The 18,516-nt window shown below is 38.7% G+C and carries 15 protein-coding genes and 1 riboswitch; of the genes, 11 read left to right on the forward strand and 4 right to left on the reverse strand.

Features of this window, described 5'->3' with window-relative positions:
* Window positions 1-45 precede the first annotated feature (45 nt).
* The 4 genes from RT41_RS01685 (at window position 46) to RT41_RS10415 (ending at window position 4,059) form a co-directional block, all read left to right on the forward strand.
* Entirely contained in the window at window positions 46-522 is a 477-nt protein-coding gene (locus RT41_RS01685) for a GNAT family N-acetyltransferase (protein ID WP_096816983.1), read from the forward strand.
* 1,500 nt (window positions 523-2,022) lie between these two features.
* The gene (locus RT41_RS10725; protein WP_096816986.1) at window positions 2,023-2,328 is read left to right on the forward strand and encodes a tyrosine-type recombinase/integrase; all 306 of its coding nucleotides are present in this window, start codon (window positions 2,023-2,025) and stop codon (window positions 2,326-2,328) included.
* A 232-nt stretch (window positions 2,329-2,560) separates the two neighbouring features.
* The gene (gene obgE / locus RT41_RS01705) at window positions 2,561-3,874 is read left to right on the forward strand and encodes a GTPase ObgE (protein WP_054638875.1); all 1,314 of its coding nucleotides are present in this window, start codon (window positions 2,561-2,563) and stop codon (window positions 3,872-3,874) included.
* A gap of 17 nt (window positions 3,875-3,891) precedes the next feature.
* On the forward strand, window positions 3,892-4,059 hold the full coding sequence (locus RT41_RS10415) for a hypothetical protein (RefSeq protein WP_096816987.1): 168 nt from the start codon (window positions 3,892-3,894) through the stop codon (window positions 4,057-4,059).
* Here RT41_RS10415 and RT41_RS01715 read toward each other — a convergent pair whose 3' ends face one another.
* Together RT41_RS01715 and queA are read right to left on the reverse strand one after the other, a co-directional pair.
* Window positions 4,060-4,641 carry a hypothetical protein gene (locus tag RT41_RS01715; protein WP_096816988.1) on the reverse strand — a complete coding sequence of 194 codons (582 nt, stop codon included), beginning with the start codon at window positions 4,639-4,641 and terminating at the stop codon, window positions 4,060-4,062.
* A 131-nt stretch (window positions 4,642-4,772) separates the two neighbouring features.
* On the reverse strand, window positions 4,773-5,810 hold the full coding sequence (queA, locus tag RT41_RS01720; RefSeq protein ID WP_096816989.1) for a tRNA preQ1(34) S-adenosylmethionine ribosyltransferase-isomerase QueA: 1,038 nt from the start codon (window positions 5,808-5,810) through the stop codon (window positions 4,773-4,775).
* A gap of 136 nt (window positions 5,811-5,946) precedes the next feature.
* Between queA and RT41_RS01725 the strand changes: the two genes are divergently transcribed.
* Window positions 5,947-6,654, forward strand: coding sequence for a glucosamine-6-phosphate deaminase (locus RT41_RS01725; RefSeq protein WP_096816990.1), 708 nt, complete (start codon window positions 5,947-5,949; stop codon window positions 6,652-6,654).
* A gap of 50 nt (window positions 6,655-6,704) precedes the next feature.
* On the opposite strand, the gene RT41_RS01730 is transcribed toward RT41_RS01725, so the two are convergent.
* Window positions 6,705-7,304, reverse strand: coding sequence for an ECF transporter S component (locus RT41_RS01730; RefSeq protein ID WP_054638874.1), 600 nt, complete (start codon window positions 7,302-7,304; stop codon window positions 6,705-6,707).
* Window positions 7,305-7,420: 116 nt separating this feature from the next.
* Window positions 7,421-7,601: riboswitch (FMN riboswitch) on the reverse strand.
* A gap of 109 nt (window positions 7,602-7,710) precedes the next feature.
* On the opposite strand from RT41_RS01730, the gene RT41_RS01735 reads away from it, so the two are divergent.
* Window positions 7,711-8,559: an aldo/keto reductase gene (locus tag RT41_RS01735; protein ID WP_054638873.1), complete on the forward strand. Its 849-nt coding sequence runs from the start codon at window positions 7,711-7,713 to the stop codon at window positions 8,557-8,559.
* 30 nt (window positions 8,560-8,589) lie between these two features.
* Here RT41_RS01735 and RT41_RS01740 read toward each other — a convergent pair whose 3' ends face one another.
* On the reverse strand, window positions 8,590-9,759 hold the full coding sequence (locus RT41_RS01740) for a hydroxymethylglutaryl-CoA synthase (RefSeq protein ID WP_054639076.1): 1,170 nt from the start codon (window positions 9,757-9,759) through the stop codon (window positions 8,590-8,592).
* Between the two features lie 189 nt (window positions 9,760-9,948).
* On the opposite strand from RT41_RS01740, the gene RT41_RS01745 reads away from it, so the two are divergent.
* From RT41_RS01745 to RT41_RS01765, 5 genes are all read left to right on the forward strand, one after another.
* Complete coding sequence (locus RT41_RS01745) at window positions 9,949-11,100, forward strand: thiolase family protein (protein ID WP_245811558.1); 1,152 nt, start codon at window positions 9,949-9,951, stop codon at window positions 11,098-11,100.
* Between the two features lie 51 nt (window positions 11,101-11,151).
* The gene (locus RT41_RS01750) at window positions 11,152-12,381 is read left to right on the forward strand and encodes a hydroxymethylglutaryl-CoA reductase, degradative (protein WP_096816991.1); all 1,230 of its coding nucleotides are present in this window, start codon (window positions 11,152-11,154) and stop codon (window positions 12,379-12,381) included.
* A 126-nt stretch (window positions 12,382-12,507) separates the two neighbouring features.
* Window positions 12,508-13,683 (forward strand): WxLIP family cell surface protein, encoded by a 1,176-nt coding sequence (locus RT41_RS01755; protein WP_096816992.1) that lies wholly within the window; start codon window positions 12,508-12,510, stop codon window positions 13,681-13,683.
* A 192-nt stretch (window positions 13,684-13,875) separates the two neighbouring features.
* Window positions 13,876-14,508 carry a WxL domain-containing protein gene (locus RT41_RS01760; RefSeq protein WP_096816993.1) on the forward strand — a complete coding sequence of 211 codons (633 nt, stop codon included), beginning with the start codon at window positions 13,876-13,878 and terminating at the stop codon, window positions 14,506-14,508.
* 219 nt (window positions 14,509-14,727) lie between these two features.
* A complete protein-coding gene (locus RT41_RS01765; RefSeq protein WP_096816994.1) occupies window positions 14,728-18,516 on the forward strand; it encodes a beta strand repeat-containing protein in 3,789 nt (1,262 codons plus the stop codon).

Below are 18,516 nucleotides of genomic sequence, written 5' to 3' on the forward strand. Positions count from 1 at the left end.
TGACCGATTGTGTTAAAATAGAACTAACGAAGAGGAGGAAAGAAGATGCTGATTCGTGTAATTGAGCAGCAGGATAATATGGTCCTCTATCAAATAATCCGATCAATTTTAAGAGACGAAAAATTAGCTTTACCTGGAACGGCATATGATGATGATTCACTTACTCATTTATCAGAATATTATGAGACGCATCAACCCGGTCACTATTATGTGCTTGTGAATGATGACGGACAAGTTGTTGGTGGAGCTGGATTTGCTCCATTTTCAGGCAAGATTTGCGAGTTACAGAAACTTTATATTATCCCTCAATATCGTGGAAAAGGTTATTCAAAAATATTAATCGAAAAAATTTTCGAGGCGGCTAAGCAATCGTATGAGGAAATATATTTGGAAACACATCATTATTTACAAAAAGCCCTTTATTTATATGAATCCATGGGATTTATGTCCCTTAGTGAACCCATTTCAGGAAGTGAACATTCTTTGATGGACCGTTGGATGATAAAGAAATTATCCCTTTAAGGGAAGAAAGTTATAAAGCCAAAAGGATTGTGCCGATTCCATTTGTAGAGTCGATAGATTACGATGATAAAGTATGCAAGGAATCTAGAATCCAAATTATGCCATACCTTATTGAATTAATGAGTAACTTCACTCAGTCTGCTTTTTCAGATCTTGTGGCATTAGAGTAAATGAGCTGAGTCAACTACAAGGGACTGCGTATGAATTCTAATCACTTGGAGCGATATGAAATTTAGTTATGAGGACTCAAAAACAATTATCCTTGTATCAATGCCCAATATTTTCTTTACTAATATTTGGTGGCTTGATCATTGAAATATCAGTAAATTTAAATATCTTGCAAAAAGAGACAGCTATAAAATATGATAAACAGTTACAAAATAGATATAAAATAAAGAGTCGATAGATCAAAAGACGATCGACTTTTTGTTTTGTGGAATTCGATGTATTTGAAATAAAAATAATTTGTTTTAAAGAGAGTTGACCGAAATGAAACGAAATCCTATTTTTTCAGAATTGATATGTCGGCCAAGTTATCGAAGAATATACATTGATGCGTAAGTTTATCAAAAATTCTTGGAATTTAAAGAAAGAGAGTACAAAAAAACGTTATAAAATGCTATAATAGAGGGCACACGTTTTTCTTGCTTTTATAGGAGAATAAATGTTTAAACAAAAATTAAATATTGGTAAATATCGTTATTTTGAGAAATTTTTGACGAAAATAGAAAAATTTGGCGACAAGTCTCAGTAACCATGAAAACGAAAAGTAGGGTGACAGAGGCTGAAGTAAATGATTTATTGGATTTAAAAATCCAGAAAATACCGAGTGACTCATAAGGGAAAGCGACCAGAACAGCTCAAGGATGACTGTTAAGGATGTTTTCGAAGAGTGGCAGTTGATTAGAAGAAGAGAAGAGATTAAAGGCTCAACATCAGTTTCCGAAAATTGAGCCTTGAGGGTCTTTCTTCGGAAATATGGTGATTATGTTATTGAATCAATAACATATCACCATAAATAAAATTATTTGTTGAGTTCTAATTTGAGTTTTAGAGTAAGAGTGAGAAGAAAGCGTTATTTTAACATTTTCTTTGATTATGCTGTAAACATTGGGTATATTGAAGCTAATCCTACAAAGAGAGTAGTTTTGCCTAAGAGGCGTAGAACTTTAGAAGAAGTCCAACATGAAAAGAATAAGTTTCTTATGAAAGAAGAAATGAGAATTTTGCTTGATTGTGGTTCGTCTAAACTTCCTAGGCATGAAAGAAACCATTTGTTATTCGAGTTTTTATTTCTCACGGGCTTACGTATTGGTGAGGCTTTAACTTTAAGATGGAAGATAATGACGATACTCATTCAGAGTTTAAGGTAATATATGCACTGGACAATTATTCTGAATTAATAAATAAACGAAAATTGACATCTCATAAGATGATTAATTCTTCTCGTCTTGTATTCATGAATCAGAGGACGATGGATACTTTGAAAATTTTTTGACAATGTTCTCAAAAGATCCTTTTATTTTTGTGAATGATAAAGGTCGAATAATGGCATCAAATACGATGCATGTGTATTTGAGAAAATTGTCTAGAGACGCATTTGGCCCAGATTTTAATAAAATCTTGACCTTGCATGTTTTTAGGCATTCTTATATTTCCTTACTTGTTGAGTTAGGAGTGCCTATGAAAGTTATTATTGAACGTGTTGGACATGCGAATGAGAAGATGACCATGTCACTTCAAACTTATATGACTGAAAAAATGCAGCCAGCTGAGAGGGAAAAGTTAATGAATTTTAGTTTTTAGTGTTTATGCAATCAAACTGTAACATAACGCTCCATAAGCGAAAAAACGTTTATAAAGAAGTGCAGATCTATTGGTTTGAAATGAATGTTACACGCACCAAGAACTAACCAAAAAGAAGTCTATAATTGACTATTTTGTCTATAATGGCAACAAAAAGAAAATCGAAAAAAGGCATATAAATAGCTTAATGACAGGATTTGTCGGCTATTGTTTAGAATGAAAGAAGGATAAAATGAGTTTATTTTTAGATACCGCAAAAATAGAAGTTCTTGCGGGAAAAGGAGGAGATGGGGCAGTTGCATTTCGTCGAGAAAAATTTGTTCCTGATGGTGGGCCATGGGGCGGTGACGGAGGACGCGGAGGTTCTGTCATTTTTAAAGTCGATGAAGGAATGACTACCTTGATGGATTTTCGTTATAACCGGATTTTCCGTGGCAAACCTGGTGAAAAGGGGATGACCAAGGGAATGCACGGTCGTGGTGCTCAAGATACCATTGTTAAAGTACCTCAAGGAACAACCGTTAAGGACTTTGAAACAGGTGCTGTCCTAGTTGACCTCATTGACAACAATCAAGAATATGTTGTTGCTAAAGGTGGTCGCGGCGGTCGTGGGAATATTAAATTTGCCACGCCAACCAATCCTGCACCGGAAGTTGCTGAAAATGGCGAACCAGGTGAACAGAGAATGCTCATGTTGGAACTGCGTGTCCTAGCAGATGTAGGCCTTGTTGGTTTCCCTTCTGTTGGAAAATCAACGCTTTTGTCTGTCGTCACCAATGCGCGTCCAAAAATCGGTGCTTATCATTTCACGACAATTACGCCCAATATTGGGATGGTCCAAGTTGGTTATGAGAATTCATTTGTCATGGCTGATATGCCTGGGCTAATCGAAGGTGCTCATTCTGGTGCTGGATTGGGTATACAATTCTTGCGTCATATTGAACGGACACGTGTATTACTACACGTTCTTGATATGTCAGGAATTGAAGAACGGGATCCATTTGAAGATTACAAGACAATTAATGAAGAACTTGAATCGTATGATTTACGTTTGATGGAACGTCCACAGATTATCGTTGCTAACAAAATGGATATGCCAGATGCAGCTGAGAATTTAGCTGAATTCAAAGAAAAATTGCAGGCTTCTTTGAGAGATGGAGAAGAAATGCCTCGCATTTTCCCTATTTCTGGAATTACACGTGATGGCCTTCAACCGCTACTGTCTGCAACAAGTGATTTACTTCGTCAAACGCCTGAGTTTCCACTTTATGATGAAGAAGATTTGGCTGCAAAAGCCGCATATTATGGTTTTGAAGAAGAAACAACACCTTTTAATATTGAACGTGATCCAGACGGCGCCTACCGCTTGACAGGTGACAAATTGATTAAGATGTATAAAATGACAAATCTTGATCATGATGAATCAGCCCTCAAATTTGCGCGTCGGTTACGCGGCATGGGAGTTGATGAAGCACTTCGTAAAGCGGGTGCAAGTGATGGAGACTTGGTCCGGATCGAGAAGTTTGAATTTGAATTTGTAGATTAATACCTTGGGAGGAAAAAATGGGATTTAAAATTATTTCAAATCGAGATAAAGATGGAAATTTCATTGCCTCAGCGGATCACTGGGACGATGCAAAAATAGATGTTTTGTTGAAAAAATACAACCCCAATGGGAAGCTCCGTTTGTCTTCCGCTATAGAGAAAGAAGAAAAAGAAAAGGCTGAGTAATCAGCCTTTTCTTATTATTTCCTGAAACACGGTATTGTTGACCGTTTGTGAGGCACTTGCAACTTTGTATAAGGTATTGCGTTGTAAAATGGGGAGGGCTAAGGCATGATTTTCTTTAGGGATTTGCTTCAAGTTTTGTAAAATTAATTGATTGGGATTAAAACTGATATCATCAGGGAGTAAAGATAAAACTGCCCCTGAATGATAATTTTTTTGCTTGATTTTTCCATCTTCAATATGAAAAAGACTTGCCTGAGGGATACGGTCAGCACTGACGAAACCAGCCATTACGGCATTATATTTAATGCTTTGATTGATACGAACTTGTTTGTTTTTAAATTTATTGAGCTCTGATAAAAGAAGCTCCTCGGCTTCATGATAGGGCATCATTGGCTGATAAAAAAATTTCTTTCGTATTGCATTGGTGATTTTTTCATATCCTGTAATGCCAATGACATAGCCTTGGGGGCTTGATTCAAATTTTTTAAAATGTGATTCGGTTATGATTCCATTTTTTGTAATTTGACCATCAGAAATGATGGAAATTAGTTGGTCAGTCATGACCAGATTGATAAAACTCATAATTACCTCTTGAAAATAATTATATCAAAAAAATCACTTTCGAGAAAAGTGATTTTTGAATTGTTTTATTAATAATTTAAGATTGGGACAATCAGAAAGCAACACAAAGGAAAACGTTCAATGAATGACACTCAATTCTTAGGCTTTACAAACATTGCGTCTCCGAAGCTGAAAAAGCGGTAACGTTCATCGACAGCGTGTTTGTATGCTTCAAGAACAAATTCACGTCCTGCAAATGAAGCAACGAGCATGACTAATGTTGATTTTGGCAAGTGGAAATTGGTATTGAAAGCATCTACGACTTTCCAATCGTAACCTGGCTTAATAAAAATGTCAGTCCAACCAGAATCAGCCTGGATATCACCATTGAATTTAGTTCCAATCGTCTCAAGTGTGCGAATTGATGTTGTGCCAGAGGCAACAATCTTGTGCCCCGAAGATTTAACTGCACGGAGTTCAGCAGCTGCATCTTCGGTTAGTCGGTAGAATTCACTGTGCATGATGTGTTCATCAACATTTTCTACAGAAACGGGACGGAATGTTCCAAGACCAACGTGCAAGGTTAACTCAACGATATGGACGCCCTTTGCTTTAATTGCCTCAAGAAGCTCAGGGGTATAGTGTAATCCAGCAGTTGGAGCGGCAGCAGAACCATTTTCTTTTGCGTAAACAGTTTGATAGCGTTCTTGATCTTCCAATTGCTCGTGGATATATGGAGGTAAAGGCATTTCACCTAAACTTTCAAGAACTTCAAGGAAAATACCGTCATAAGCAAATTTTACAATTTTTCCGCCGTGTTCTAGATCTTCAAGGACGGTCGCTTTTAAGCGTCCATCACCAAAACTGATTTCAGAACCTGGATGCAAACGGCGGGCTGGTTTAGCTAACGTTTCCCATTCATTATTGCCTTTATCCTTCAATAAAAGCAATTCGACGTGCCCTTGTGTATCAGGTTTAACACCATGCAAACGAGCAGGCAAAACGCGTGTATTATTTAGAACTAAAGCATCCCCGGCCTCAAATTCATCCAAAATATCTGTAAAATGTTTATCTTCCATTTGTCCCGTTTTAGGATCAAGGACAAGTAAGCGTGAAGAGTCACGTACTTTTAATGGGGTTTGAGCGATGAGCTCTTCTGGTAAATTAAAATCGAAATCGTTAATATTCATAATAACTAATTATAACAGAATCTCAAATAAAGTGAGGAATAAGAATTGACTTTGTCCAATTTTGTGTTATAATAAGAGTGTAAAGAAATTGATATATACCAATTTTTAATCTGTTTTATCAATAAGGAGACACAAAATGAAACTTATCGTTGTTAAAAATCAACTTGAAGGCGGCAAAGAAGGATTTAAACTTTTGAGCGAAGCTATGCAAAACGGAGCAAAAACGCTTGGACTTGCTACTGGATCTACGCCAGTTGAGTTTTATAACCAAATTGTTAATTCTGACCTTGATTTTTCTGACATGACTTCAGTTAACCTTGACGAATATGTTGGTCTTGACGGATCAAATGATCAATCTTATTCTTATTTCATGAACAAGCACTTGTTTGAGGAAAAACCTTTCAAAGTGAATTACTTACCAAATGGTAAAGCAGCTGATTTGGACGTTGAAGTGAAACATTACGATAGCATCATTGATGAAAACCCAATCGATTGGCAAATCCTTGGAATTGGTCAAAATGGACATATCGGTTTCAACGAGCCTGGAACTCCAACTACTGTAACAACTCATGTTGTTGATTTGACTGAATCTACAATTGAAGCAAATGCACGTTTCTTCGACCATATTGAAGATGTTCCTAAACAAGCAATTTCAATGGGACTTGCAAGTATCATGAAATCAAAAAATATTGTTTTGATGGCTTACGGGAAAGAAAAAGCAGAAGCAGTTAAAGGCATGATCGAAGGGGAAGTTACTGTTGATTTGCCTGCTTCAATCTTACAAACACGCGACAACGTTACAGTTATTGCTGATGAAGCAGCTGCCTCACTTTTAAGCAAATAATTTGTACACTAAAACCTCTGTCACTGACAGAGGCTTTTTTTTAACATGAGTTAAGCATTGTAAAAAGTAACGACTTTATTGCGACGTAAAACTGTAAAAATAATAGCAAACAAAACGGCAAAAATGAGATTTTCGAGTGTGTTAAATGGTAGAACTCCCCCAAGAAGATAGGCTTTGATCCCACCTGGAAACATGGTTGCGATGTTGAAACCTGCAAATTTAGCGTAGACTGGAATGGCGTAGATGATATTCATTAGCATTTCAATGAGCACTGTCGCGATGATTGCAGAAACTGAGCCCCAAATTAGACCTTTTATCGAATAAGATTTGTGGAGAAAAAGCCACATCATGACCATGAAAATTCCAAGTGCAATCATATTCATCGGCATCCCAATAATGGTCGATGGTCCTTGATTGAATAAAATCAACCACAGAATCGATCGAATAATCAGGATAATAAAGCCGTCGGCTAAGCCTAAAACAAAGACACCAATTAAAATAGGTAAAATGGTCAATTCAACTTTCATGAAATTAACGCTTGGAATTAGCACAAACTGAAAAACTGGAAAGGCCAATATTGTTGAAATTGCAGATAGCATTGCAATAAGGGTTAAACGACGAGTCCCCGTCAAGTGACGTGAATGAGACATAAAAAAACCTCCAAATGTGAAAAATAAATTTCTTCAAATTTCGAGGAAGTTGATAAGCAGAAGTCGCAAAAAGGTCATGATAAATGAATTTAAATCACTTATTCATTTTTTGCACTGTATATCTTCTTCCATCCAGACTATCAGACCAATGCGTTCATTGGTCACATGCAAATGCATTTTACTGTCGGTAGCAGGATCTCACTGCTTCAATCGCTTTGCGAATCGCGGACTCATCAGATCAATTAATTAATCTCATTTACCGCCGGTCCCGAATTTCACGGTGCCCTGAAGATATGAATAATATATCACTTTGTTTAAATATTAACAAGTAAAAAAAGAACTGTTTTTAAAACTTAATATTCACGAAAAAAAGTGGTAAAATAATAGCATTATAGAGGTGAATATGATGGAATTATCAGACACTTATCAGCTTTCAAATGGAGTAAGAATACCTATTCTTGGCTTTGGAACTTGGCAAACACCAGATGGGGAAATTGCTTTTGAATCAGTGAAGAAAGCACTCAGAGTTGGTTATCGTCACATCGATACGGCTGCAGCTTATGGAAACGAGGCTTCTGTTGCAAAAGCAATAAAAGCATCGAAAATTCCAAGAAATAAAATTTTTTTGACGACAAAATTAAACTCTGACGCATTAGATTATGATTCTGCCAAACAAGCGATTGACCGTTCACTATCGAAAATGAACCTTGATTATATTGATCTTTTGCTCATTCATTGGCCAAATCCATTGGCTACAAGGCCTCATTTTGAAGAACGTAACGCAGCAGTTTGGCAAGCAATGGAAGCAGGTGTGGGGGAAGGAAAAATCAAGTCATTAGGTGTTGCAAATTTCCAAAGCCATCATTTAGATGCATTGTATCAATCAGCAAAAATTAAGCCCGTTGTGAATCAAATTTATTGTAATCCAAGTGACCAACAAGAAACAATTGTGGCATATAACAGGGCTCACGACATACTGACGGAAGCCTATTCGCCTTTGGGAACGGGTGAAATCTTCAGAATAAAGGCCCTTGAGGATCTTGCACGTAAATATCAACACACGGTTGCTCAAATCGTTCTCCGGTGGCATCTTCAAAAGGGATATCTTCCCCTCCCAAAATCGGTAACACCTACTCGGATTGAGGAAAATATTAAGTTGTTTGATTTTTCTCTCCAAGATGACGACATGGCTTTCATTGACCGATTACATGGGGCTTTACTCCCTCACAAATTTCCTGATCAGGTTCAGTTTTAATAAGATAAAAAGAGATGCCAGGCATCCCTTTTATTTCGTTCGATATAAGCGGTGGTTTTCTTTGATTTCAGAAATCGAATAGAGGGTTGGATCATCAAATGAATCATTGTGGTTTAAATCGATCTTTGATTCAAACATGGCTTCATATGCTTCAATTGATAAACGGACGCGTTGATTAAGCAAGGCCTCATGCTCAGCTTTCCGTAAATGTTTTTCATAACCTGGGACGAGTTGAGCAGAGAAAAATTCTGCCACAGTACCTGAACCATATGAAAAGAGTCCAATTTTATCTCCAGCTGTGAGCAGCTCAGAATTTTCGAGTAGCGAAATCAAACTTAAATATAATGAACCTGTGTAAAGATTTCCCACGCGACGATTGTAAACAATTCCTTTTTCAAATTGATCCATCAAATGTTTTTGAATGGTCTCATTTTCTGATTCAATTTTTGGCAACAAAGCTTTTTTCCCCATTTTGGTGTAAGGGGTATGAAAAGCAATGGCGGAAAATTCGCTAAAAGTGGCATCATAACGGCGACAATATTCATCCCAAACTTGACTGAACGCATTGATGTAGACTGAATTTGAAAATTTACCATCGACACTAGGATAGGCTTGACCAGTTGGTCGCCAAAAGTCGTAAATGTCTTGCGTTAGGGCAACATTGTCGGCATTTAGTTTTAAGATGGAAGGATTGGCTGTCACTAGAAGAGCAACTGCACCTGCACCTTGTGTAGGTTCTCCCCCTGAATTAAGCCCATATTTTGCGATGTCAGTTGCTATGACCAAAACTTTTTTTTCTTGGTGTAATGTGACATAATCACGAGCTAAAACAAGTCCAGCTGTAGCCGCATAGCAAGCCTCCTTCATTTCGATTGATCTCGCAAAGGGTTGAATTCCCAAAAGACCATGAACAACAACTGCTGCGGCTTTTGATTCGTCAACGCTTGATTCTGTAGCAACAATCACCATATCCACTTGCTTTTTATCTTCGTCAGATAAAATTTGCGCTGCTGCAGATGTTGCAAAGGTGATAATATCTTGCGTTGCTGGATTTACAGCCATTTCGTCTTGACCGATTCCAATGTGGAATTTTGCAGGATCTACTGCTCGGGCAAGTGCTAAATCCGTCATATCAACAAAATAGTTGGGCACAAAAAATGATAGTTTATCAATCCCAACGTTAAATTCAATATTTTCCATAGCCATATTATATCATAGAAGATTTATGAAAAGAAGATTAAAAAGTTTAGAGAAAGATTAATAATAGATTTTTTAGTGGTATTTTTTATGAACAAGAAGCGAAAGAGAGATGAAAACAGCTAAAATGATTTATTTTTTGTTATAATTGATTAGAAAAGAAATTGATTGTAGAAAGAATAGACTTTTTTAATGATAAATGAAACAGTTATTTTAGATAGTTGCCGAACACCAATGGGAAAATACAATGGGATTTTGAGCAGTTATTCAAGTAGCCAATTAGGAAAAATTCTTGTAGAACAAATGCTTGAACGTAATCCCAAATCAAAAGGGGCGATTGACCAATTGATTTTTGGCTCGGTAATTACTGCGGGTCAAGGCCAAAATATTGCACGTCAGATTTCTGTTCATGCTGGAATTCCAGTTGAAGTGCCAGCAATGACGATAAATGAGGTGTGTGGTTCTGGAATGAAGTCGGCAATTCTCGCAAGCCAAGCAATTCAGTTGGGAGAATCACAAGTTGCCCTTGTTGGTGGCGTTGAGATGATGTCAAATACCCCATTGGTCAGTGCTGATAAAGAGGGCAATGAATTAAATGCCATGGCGCGTGATGGATTGATGGACGCTTTTTCCGATCAATTAATGGGAAATACAGTTGAGGTTTTGGCTAACGAATATAACATAAGCCGTGAAGAAATGGACCAATTTTCCCTCCGCTCTCATCAAAAAGCAGTAGCGGCAATAGCAGCTGATAAATTTGCAGATGAAATCATTAAAGTTGATGACATTGGGGATGTGGATCAATGTCCTCGCCCTGATACCTCATTTGAAAAATTAGCAAGTCTACGCACGGTTTATCAAGCAGAAGGCAAATTAACTGCGGGAAATTCCTCCCCCGTATCAGATGGCGCAAGTGCATTGTTACTGGCATCGGGACAATTTGCTAAAGAAAATGAACTAGACGTTTTAGCAATCATAAAAGCTACCTCGGAAGTTGGTGTTGAACCTGCTAGAATGGGGATATCACCCATAAATGCGATTCAAAAAGTTTTGAAAAAGGCAGAAATGACGCTTGATCAAATTGATTTGTTCGAAATCAATGAAGCATTTGCAGCATCGAGTTTAATTATCGAACGTGAACTCAATATTCCAAGTGAGAAAGTTAACATTTATGGTGGTGCCATCGCATTAGGACACCCTTTGGGCAGCACTGGTGCGCGTTTAGTCGGGACATTGAGTCGTGAATTAATTCAAGAAAACAAGCATTTCGGAATTGCCAGCCTATGTATCGGAGGTGGCCTTGGCCTTGCTGTCTTGATTGAGAATCCACATTTCACAATGTAAAAAAGCAAAATAAAGGAGATATGCCCAGGTTTACTGGGTGTTTTTTAGAGAATGGAGAAAAAATTTTATCAAATGACGCCAGCAGAGCGTATGGATAGCCTAAATTTGTCACGCAGTGCGCGATCTAATCTCGAAAAAATGGCACTTGACTCTGAAATTGCCAATAATTTGATTGAGAATCAAATCAGTGAATTTGAGATACCAATGGGTATTGCTCAAAATTTCGTCATTAATGACAGACCCGTATTAATTCCAATGGTTACAGAAGAACCATCTGTAATTGCTGCCGCCTCGAATGGTGCTCGGATTGCAGGTTCATTCAAAGCGACAATGAATGAACGTCTAATGCGAGGCCAGATTGTGTTCTACGATGTCACAGATCCGTCTTCACTTACAAAGGCAATTTTGGAGCGACAAACAGAAATATTTCTTCAGGCTGAACAATCGTATCCATCGATTGTAAAAAGAGGCGGAGGCTTACGAAAAATTGAAACACGTATCTTTGAACAAAATTTTGTCTCCGTAGACTTTCTTGTTGATGTCAAAGATGCCATGGGCGCGAATATCATTAATGCCATTTTAGAAGGCATCACCTCACTCTTTCATCTTTGGTTTCCTCAAACCCACACCTTGTTTAGTATCTTAAGCAATCTTGCAACAGAATCACTTGTTACTGCGAAATGTAAAATTCCTGTCAAAGCCTTGTCAAAAGGTGAAGATGGTGCAGAAATTGCTCAAAAAATTGCCCTAGCTTCTGTCTTTTCTAAATTAGATCCTTATCGAGCAGCAACACATAACAAAGGGATAATGAATGGTGTTGAAGCAGTAGTTTTGGCAACAGGAAATGACAGCCGGGCAGTTAATGCCGGTGCACATGCCTTTGCTGCAATTAAAGGACGTTACGAGGGTTTGGCCACCTGGGAAGTAAAAAATAACAATCTTGTAGGTGAGTTAACCCTCCCTTTGCCAGTCGCAACTGTTGGTGGGGGGACTAAAGTTCTTCCTAAAGCACAGGCCGCACTGGAAATTTTAGGCGTGACTAAGGCTGAAGAACTCGCTAAAATCATTGTATCTGTTGGGTTGGCGCAAAATTTGGCTGCACTTCGAGCACTAGTGTCTGAAGGAATTCAAAGAGGTCATATGAGTTTGCAGGCAAGGAGTCTGGCCATGTCAGTTGGCGCAACAAATGAAGAAATACCTTTGTTGACAGAACGATTACGTCATGAAAAAATAATGAATCAGGAAATTGCCAAACAAAATTTGGCAGATCTAAGAAAATAAGAGCAGTGGAAACGCTGCTTTTTATTTTTGGAGAAAAAAGATTACAAAAAATTGTATTTTTCTAGTAAATAAAAATAATTTATGCTATGATAGGGAGGAAAAATCGGAAGTAAAGAAGGGTGAAAAATGAAAAAGAAATTCATTTTCATATTTTTTTTGAGTTGCTTTATTTTTTCTTTAGGGACCTTAAAAGTTTCTGCTGCCACAATGGATTTCACGATTTCCCCGCAAATTCCGAGTAATCAAGCGAATCCAGATGAAGGTTTTTTTGACCTCCTCATGCCGAATCCCGGAAGCGAACAAAACCTGCAAATAGTCTTCAAAAACATCAGTAAAAAAGCAATCACTGTTGAGGCATCGATTGCGCCAGCGACGACATCAAGCACTGGTATTGTTCAATACACTGAAACTCAAGGGAGTCTTGATCCATCTCTAAAATATAACATAAAAGACCTGGTCCAATTTCCTTCTGAGATCAACTTGCTAGCAGGCGAAAGTAAGACGATTTCTTTCCGTGTAAAAATGCCCGATGTAAATTTCAATGGCTTAATTGCTGGAGGACTAACCTTCAAAGAAAAAGCAAGCCATCAAAGTACAAATTCAACGAAAGGCATTATGCTAACCAATCTTTATCAATATATGATTTCAATTTTGATGAGACAGGTTCACAACAAGCAGATGCCTCAACTGACCTTGAGCAATGTGGATGCCAGTCAAAACAATACACGGAATGTCATTGCTGTGAACTTGGAAAACAGTGCCCCCTATTTTTTTTGTAATTTGAACGTTAAAGCTGATGTCACTGGACTCACGAACAAGACCTTAAGCTATCATTTCAAAAATTCAAGTATGCAAATGGCGCCGAATTCGAACTTCAATTTAGCAATACCTGTTTCAATTCAAGGACCATTAGCAAGCAATCAATACTCTAAACCTTTGCAGGCTGGCAATTACAAAATGACAATGACTGCCTATGGCCAAGAAGATAGTAGCGGAGTTTATTCTGCTCTTGATACATCAGGCCAATTACAACATTACGATTATCGTTGGTCCTTTAGCAAAAATTTTACCATTACACAAGCTCAAGCGAATAAATTAAATCGTACAGATATGTCCATTCAAAAAGTGAATGATAATTGGCTAATTGGATTAGGTGCGGGTGTCCTCTTATTTATTTTGGTGGTTTTCTTCTTTCTCTTTATTTTACGAAAACGTCGGAAAAAATCAAATGATGAAAAGAGAGCACTCCAAAACAAAATTAATGATATGCAAAAAGAATTAGAAAAGAAGAATAATAATTAAGCATCAAACCAAAAAGAATCGTTTCTTTTTGGTTTTTTCTAAAAAAATATATTTAATAAACAAAAAGGAACATTTTTGTAAAAATAAGTGTATAATAGTATCTGTAATCCAAGGATTACAAAATAAGTTGAGGATTCTTACCCCCAAAAAATGTTGGAGTGGAGTCCGCGGAAAGAAGGATTAACACCCTAAATGAAAAAATCACTTAAAGTAGCTTCACTTTCAACAATTGCACTAACTGTATTGGCCATGGGAGCAAGTGTTGCTAGCGCAGATACTTTTGCGACTCCAGTCACAACGACCACTTCGACTGGGAACACAACACCTGTCAGCTTGACATTTGCTTCAGGTAATCTTCAATTGACCACCGCTCCATCGTTTGCAACCACATCTAGCTTGAGTATTTTATCAAGCAGCAGTGCAGAAACTTATGCTGTTCCTGCAGGCACTACAACACCTGCAATTGGTGTTACAGATATGACTGGTGGCACAACAGGTTGGACTGTTTCTGCCCAGGCTAGTACTTTGACAGGCTCCGGTCTCACTACAATTGGAGCAGGTAATTATTTAACGTTGACAATGGGAACTTTGACAGCATCAGGTACAGCATCTAAAATTTCTGCTGCTACAACAGCTACTCAATTGACAACAGATGGCGCTACTACGGTTCCTGTTTTGACTGCCAGTGATGACAGTAATCAAACCGTTAGCCAAGCTGTTACTTCCGCTACACTGAATACAGGTGTCGGTCAAGTTGTTAATGCTGGTACTTATGCTGGTACAATTACTTGGACATTGGCAGCAGCAGCTGGTACTGTTAAATAATTGTGGTCATTCAAAATTAAATCGGCCACTAAGTGGTCGATTTTTTAGACAAATAACAAACGAGAAAGGCTAACCTTTCTCTTGCATCCTGCAAGAGAAATTTTCCTTGTAAATCGTTTGGATGAAATATATTATTAGACTATAATAAACTTGAAAATCAGGCAAGATAAAGCAGCTATAGAATATTTTCAGGCCTATAGAAATGGAAAGTGAGGGAAGATGATGAAACATATTAGAAAAAGGTTGGCGTATTTAATTATTTTCCTCTTTGCTTTTGTATTTATGACCCTTCCACTGCTTCAAAAACAACTGAATCAAGCACAAGCCTCAACATTAATGTCAGGAAATTTACGAGGGATTAGCTACGTCCTCGATTCATCGGGGCAATTAACGATTAGTTCATACAGTAAAAGTACAAATTATTCTGCAGGAGTGATCCCATCAAATGCTGGAAATAGCTCAACCTTTTATCCTTGGTCTAACGATGCTCGTGTGACAAGTATGGTTTTCACTTCGGGATCGTCTTACTCAACTTTAGCCAATGCGAATTATTTGTTTGCTAATATGCCCAATTTGACTTCAATTACAACCAACAATGACTTGAACATGACGGCAACCCCAATGGCATTTAATTTATTTACTGGCGATACGGCGCTTGCGGCAACACAAGCAGCTAAAGCGAGTGGCACAACAAGTTCTTGTGCAGCAGTAGCTGCGGTCACTGCCACAACAACGACAGCAGCTCAGAATGCTATACTCGCCAGTTCTGGTGTCAACTGGTCTGTCGCATCGGGTGTGCTAACTATTGCAGCAGGCACATTACCTACAAATACCAATGATGACCCAACCTTTTGGCCCTGGTACGATAATTCAGCGGTAACAAAAATTGTAGTCGGTGGAGCTGCAGCAGGCGGGGCAGTTTCGACTTCAAACGAAGTTTCTGCCAACCTCTCAATCGCATATCTTTATGCGAATATGCCCAATTTAACCACAATTCAATCAACAAACGGAACTTATGATTATTTTAATGGTATTTTATCTGGTACCGCTGCAGCAGGCACTCTAGAAAACATTAATGATGCGGGCAACATTATGATAAACGACCCTGAACTAAACCTGAGCCCTGTCATCGGTACGACTGGATCAACGACTGAAACGACAAGCATGGCGACGATTTCAGGAGCGAATGTAACCTTAAAAGCAGTTGCCCAAGCGAATAATGCAACGGATGATCCGACCTTTTATCCTTGGTATGGTTCACCCACAATTACGAGTTTTTCAGGACCAAGTGGGGTGACGGCTGCGGGACCCATCGTTGCTTCTCAGGGTGTAATTCAAAATATCACAGGGACACAGGCAACATTTTCGAGTGACGGATCGTTTGTCATGGCCGATTTTCCAAATTTAACGACCATTAATAATTTTATCGGTATAAATCTTGTATCTGGACCAGCAGACGAGTCATTTATTGTTGCTAATGATCAATTTTTAACTGGAGACCCCTCAACTGGAGCATCGTCTAAAGCTAATGTCAACGCTTATTGGGCGACGGCTAATACCACGGCTGCCAATATTGTTGGCGGAAATGGGATGATGTGGATGGCTTTTGATACGCGTGGAAATGGAGGCAAGACGAAGACCATTTCACTAAACGGACTCATGCAAAATGATGCCTCGCTTACCTCGTTTTATGCTACGACCAACCAATCTCCATCGGGTACTGGTTGTGTCTTTGATATGAACTCCATGTTTCAAGGCAATACGAGTCTGATTGCGGTCAACTTAGGAGGTGGATTCACTCCAGCGACAAGTGTTTCTTACGCCGGTCTTGTCTCTGGTGATAGTAGCCTTCAGTCTTTCACAGGTCTTGCGGGCACAACAGCAACCGATATGATTGATTTAGTTAATGCTCAAGTGTCGGCAAATGGTGGTACGAATAATAATACTTCCAGTACTACGGTAACTGCGACTGTAAGTGCTAAAACTTCTTACAGTATTTATGCTGGGCAAACATTTACTCCAGGTTCAAATTTACTTGTTGCTATTGATACAAACTCCGTTGCCTATACCTGGCCAAATTCGGCACTTTCTGTGGCTTATTGCACCACTTCAACGGGGACTTTTAGTGCTTATGTAGCTGGAGGCTCGTCAGCCACTGCTCTGGATGCGATACTGCCTAGTACGCTATTCAATACATCAAGTGGGATTGCTACAAATTCAGGAACATTTTATGTTAAATATGAATTAACTGTCTCAGGCAGTGTGGTGGCGACATCAACAGCTGAACCAGTAACTATCACAGCAAATCAAGCCAGCTTAACCACGACCACGACCACGACCCTATACACTGGTTCAACAGCAGCTGCCTCTTTTGCACCACTCAACCTGGTCGCAACAGCAACGGATTATACAGGAACCTCAGTTAATGATTCTTCTCATGTCGTTTATTCGATTCTGAACAGTGCTAGTACAAGCGTTAGTTCAGCCACAATGTTGTCCACTCCTGGAACTTACACAATCCTATTCAGTTTGTTTGATACGACTGGGAATGCGATTGTAAATAGTAGCGGAACGGCGATTACGGCAACATCACAGGTGGTTATTCGGGCGAATCCTACACTTACTTTTTCAACGACTTCTGATGCTAGTGTCGTCATTCAAAAAGGGGGGACCTATGTGTTACCATCCTTCAGCTATACAGGTTATAGCGGAGAAACAAGTGGACTTAAAGTAGTTGAAACGGCGATTACTGGTTCTGGAACAACACTAAACACCTCAAATACGGGAACTTACTATTTAGTCTATACACTTGAAGATAGTGCCGGGAATACTTTGTACGATAGTTCAGGTTCAGCCGTTACCATTCAGCAAAAAGTGGTTATTGACTCCGCCATGATAAAAGCAACAAGTCCGATCTCGATTGGTAATAACAACAGTACTTTCGATCCCTTATCGCTCGTAACGGCTACGGATGCTTATGGCAATAGTGTCGCTTCAAGCTCGATTAGCTATACTTATACATTGAGCGGAACAAGTACCGTTTCTGGTACTCAAAGTGATTTTGCTACCAATTATGCAAGCTGGCTGGGAAGCTCAAATAGTCAAGTCGGAACGATGACTTTTACCTATTCTTATACAGATACAGCGACGAATTCTGTTTTAACGACAAGTGCGACAGTCAATGTCCTTAAAGATGCAACGATTTTCCAAACTTCAAATGGCACAAGTGATAACACATTGGGACCAACAACTTCCAGCAGTTGGAATCCATTAGTTTTGGTATCCAAAATTACCGATTCAACTGGAGCAACGACATTATATAGTTCAACTGTAGGTTCAGGGACGGTTCCCCCGACAAGTTTATCAAGTGCGATAAGTTATTCGATCAGTGACACGAAAGGTCTTTCGGTTGCCAATGTGACATCAATGCTCAGCCAGGCTGGCACATATAACATATTATTTGTTTATAAAGATGCAGATGGCAATAGTTTATCCGCTGTCTCAACTGTCGTTGTAAATGAAGGGCTATTTTTAGATAGCGCGCCATCAATTACATTAGCTGCAGCTTCTCAGACTATTACAGGGACGCCTATTACAGTCAACGGTTCTTCAACTGGTAATTTAACCGTCATAAACGACCCGGCAACGAGTAATGGTTGGAGCTTAAACGCTTCTTTATCTGCATTTACCGGGACGGATAGTAGCAGTACCGTTTGGACTTTAAGCAATACCACATTAGATTTCACCATTGCTAACAGTCAAACGGTGACCAATGGACCCACTATTGAAACCGTCAACGGGACGGCACAATCTAGTTTAACTGGTGATGGAAGCACGAGTACCCTTATTTCTGCTCCAGGAAGTACGGGCACTGGTAGTAATGTGTTCACTTTTTCATCCCCTAGTTTGCTCATCTCAGGAAGTGACCTTTATAATATTGAACCCAGTGTTAATTATTCAGCAACGATTACTTGGACGATTGCTGATTCAGCAACGACAGTCAAATAA

The sequence above is a fragment of the Lactococcus fujiensis JCM 16395 genome (assembly GCF_002441655.1).
Lineage (GTDB): Bacteria > Bacillota > Bacilli > Lactobacillales > Streptococcaceae > Lactococcus > Lactococcus fujiensis.

Excerpts from the sequence above, each read along its gene's own strand:
- RT41_RS01685 (WP_096816983.1), top strand. The coding sequence starts at position 46 with ATGCTGATTCGTGTAATTGAGCAGCAGGATAATATGGTCCTCTATCAA.
- RT41_RS10725 (WP_096816986.1), top strand. The coding sequence starts at position 2,023 with ATGTTCTCAAAAGATCCTTTTATTTTTGTGAATGATAAAGGTCGAATA.
- obgE (WP_054638875.1), top strand. The coding sequence starts at position 2,561 with ATGAGTTTATTTTTAGATACCGCAAAAATAGAAGTTCTTGCGGGAAAA.
- RT41_RS10415 (WP_096816987.1), top strand. The coding sequence starts at position 3,892 with ATGGGATTTAAAATTATTTCAAATCGAGATAAAGATGGAAATTTCATT.
- RT41_RS01715 (WP_096816988.1), bottom strand. The coding sequence starts at position 4,641 with ATGAGTTTTATCAATCTGGTCATGACTGACCAACTAATTTCCATCATT.
- queA (WP_096816989.1), bottom strand. The coding sequence starts at position 5,810 with ATGAATATTAACGATTTCGATTTTAATTTACCAGAAGAGCTCATCGCT.
- RT41_RS01725 (WP_096816990.1), top strand. The coding sequence starts at position 5,947 with ATGAAACTTATCGTTGTTAAAAATCAACTTGAAGGCGGCAAAGAAGGA.
- RT41_RS01730 (WP_054638874.1), bottom strand. The coding sequence starts at position 7,304 with ATGTCTCATTCACGTCACTTGACGGGGACTCGTCGTTTAACCCTTATT.
- RT41_RS01735 (WP_054638873.1), top strand. The coding sequence starts at position 7,711 with ATGGAATTATCAGACACTTATCAGCTTTCAAATGGAGTAAGAATACCT.
- RT41_RS01740 (WP_054639076.1), bottom strand. The coding sequence starts at position 9,759 with ATGGAAAATATTGAATTTAACGTTGGGATTGATAAACTATCATTTTTT.
- RT41_RS01745 (WP_245811558.1), top strand. The coding sequence starts at position 9,949 with ATGATAAATGAAACAGTTATTTTAGATAGTTGCCGAACACCAATGGGA.
- RT41_RS01750 (WP_096816991.1), top strand. The coding sequence starts at position 11,152 with ATGGAGAAAAAATTTTATCAAATGACGCCAGCAGAGCGTATGGATAGC.
- RT41_RS01755 (WP_096816992.1), top strand. The coding sequence starts at position 12,508 with ATGAAAAAGAAATTCATTTTCATATTTTTTTTGAGTTGCTTTATTTTT.
- RT41_RS01760 (WP_096816993.1), top strand. The coding sequence starts at position 13,876 with ATGAAAAAATCACTTAAAGTAGCTTCACTTTCAACAATTGCACTAACT.
- RT41_RS01765 (WP_096816994.1), top strand. The coding sequence starts at position 14,728 with ATGATGAAACATATTAGAAAAAGGTTGGCGTATTTAATTATTTTCCTC.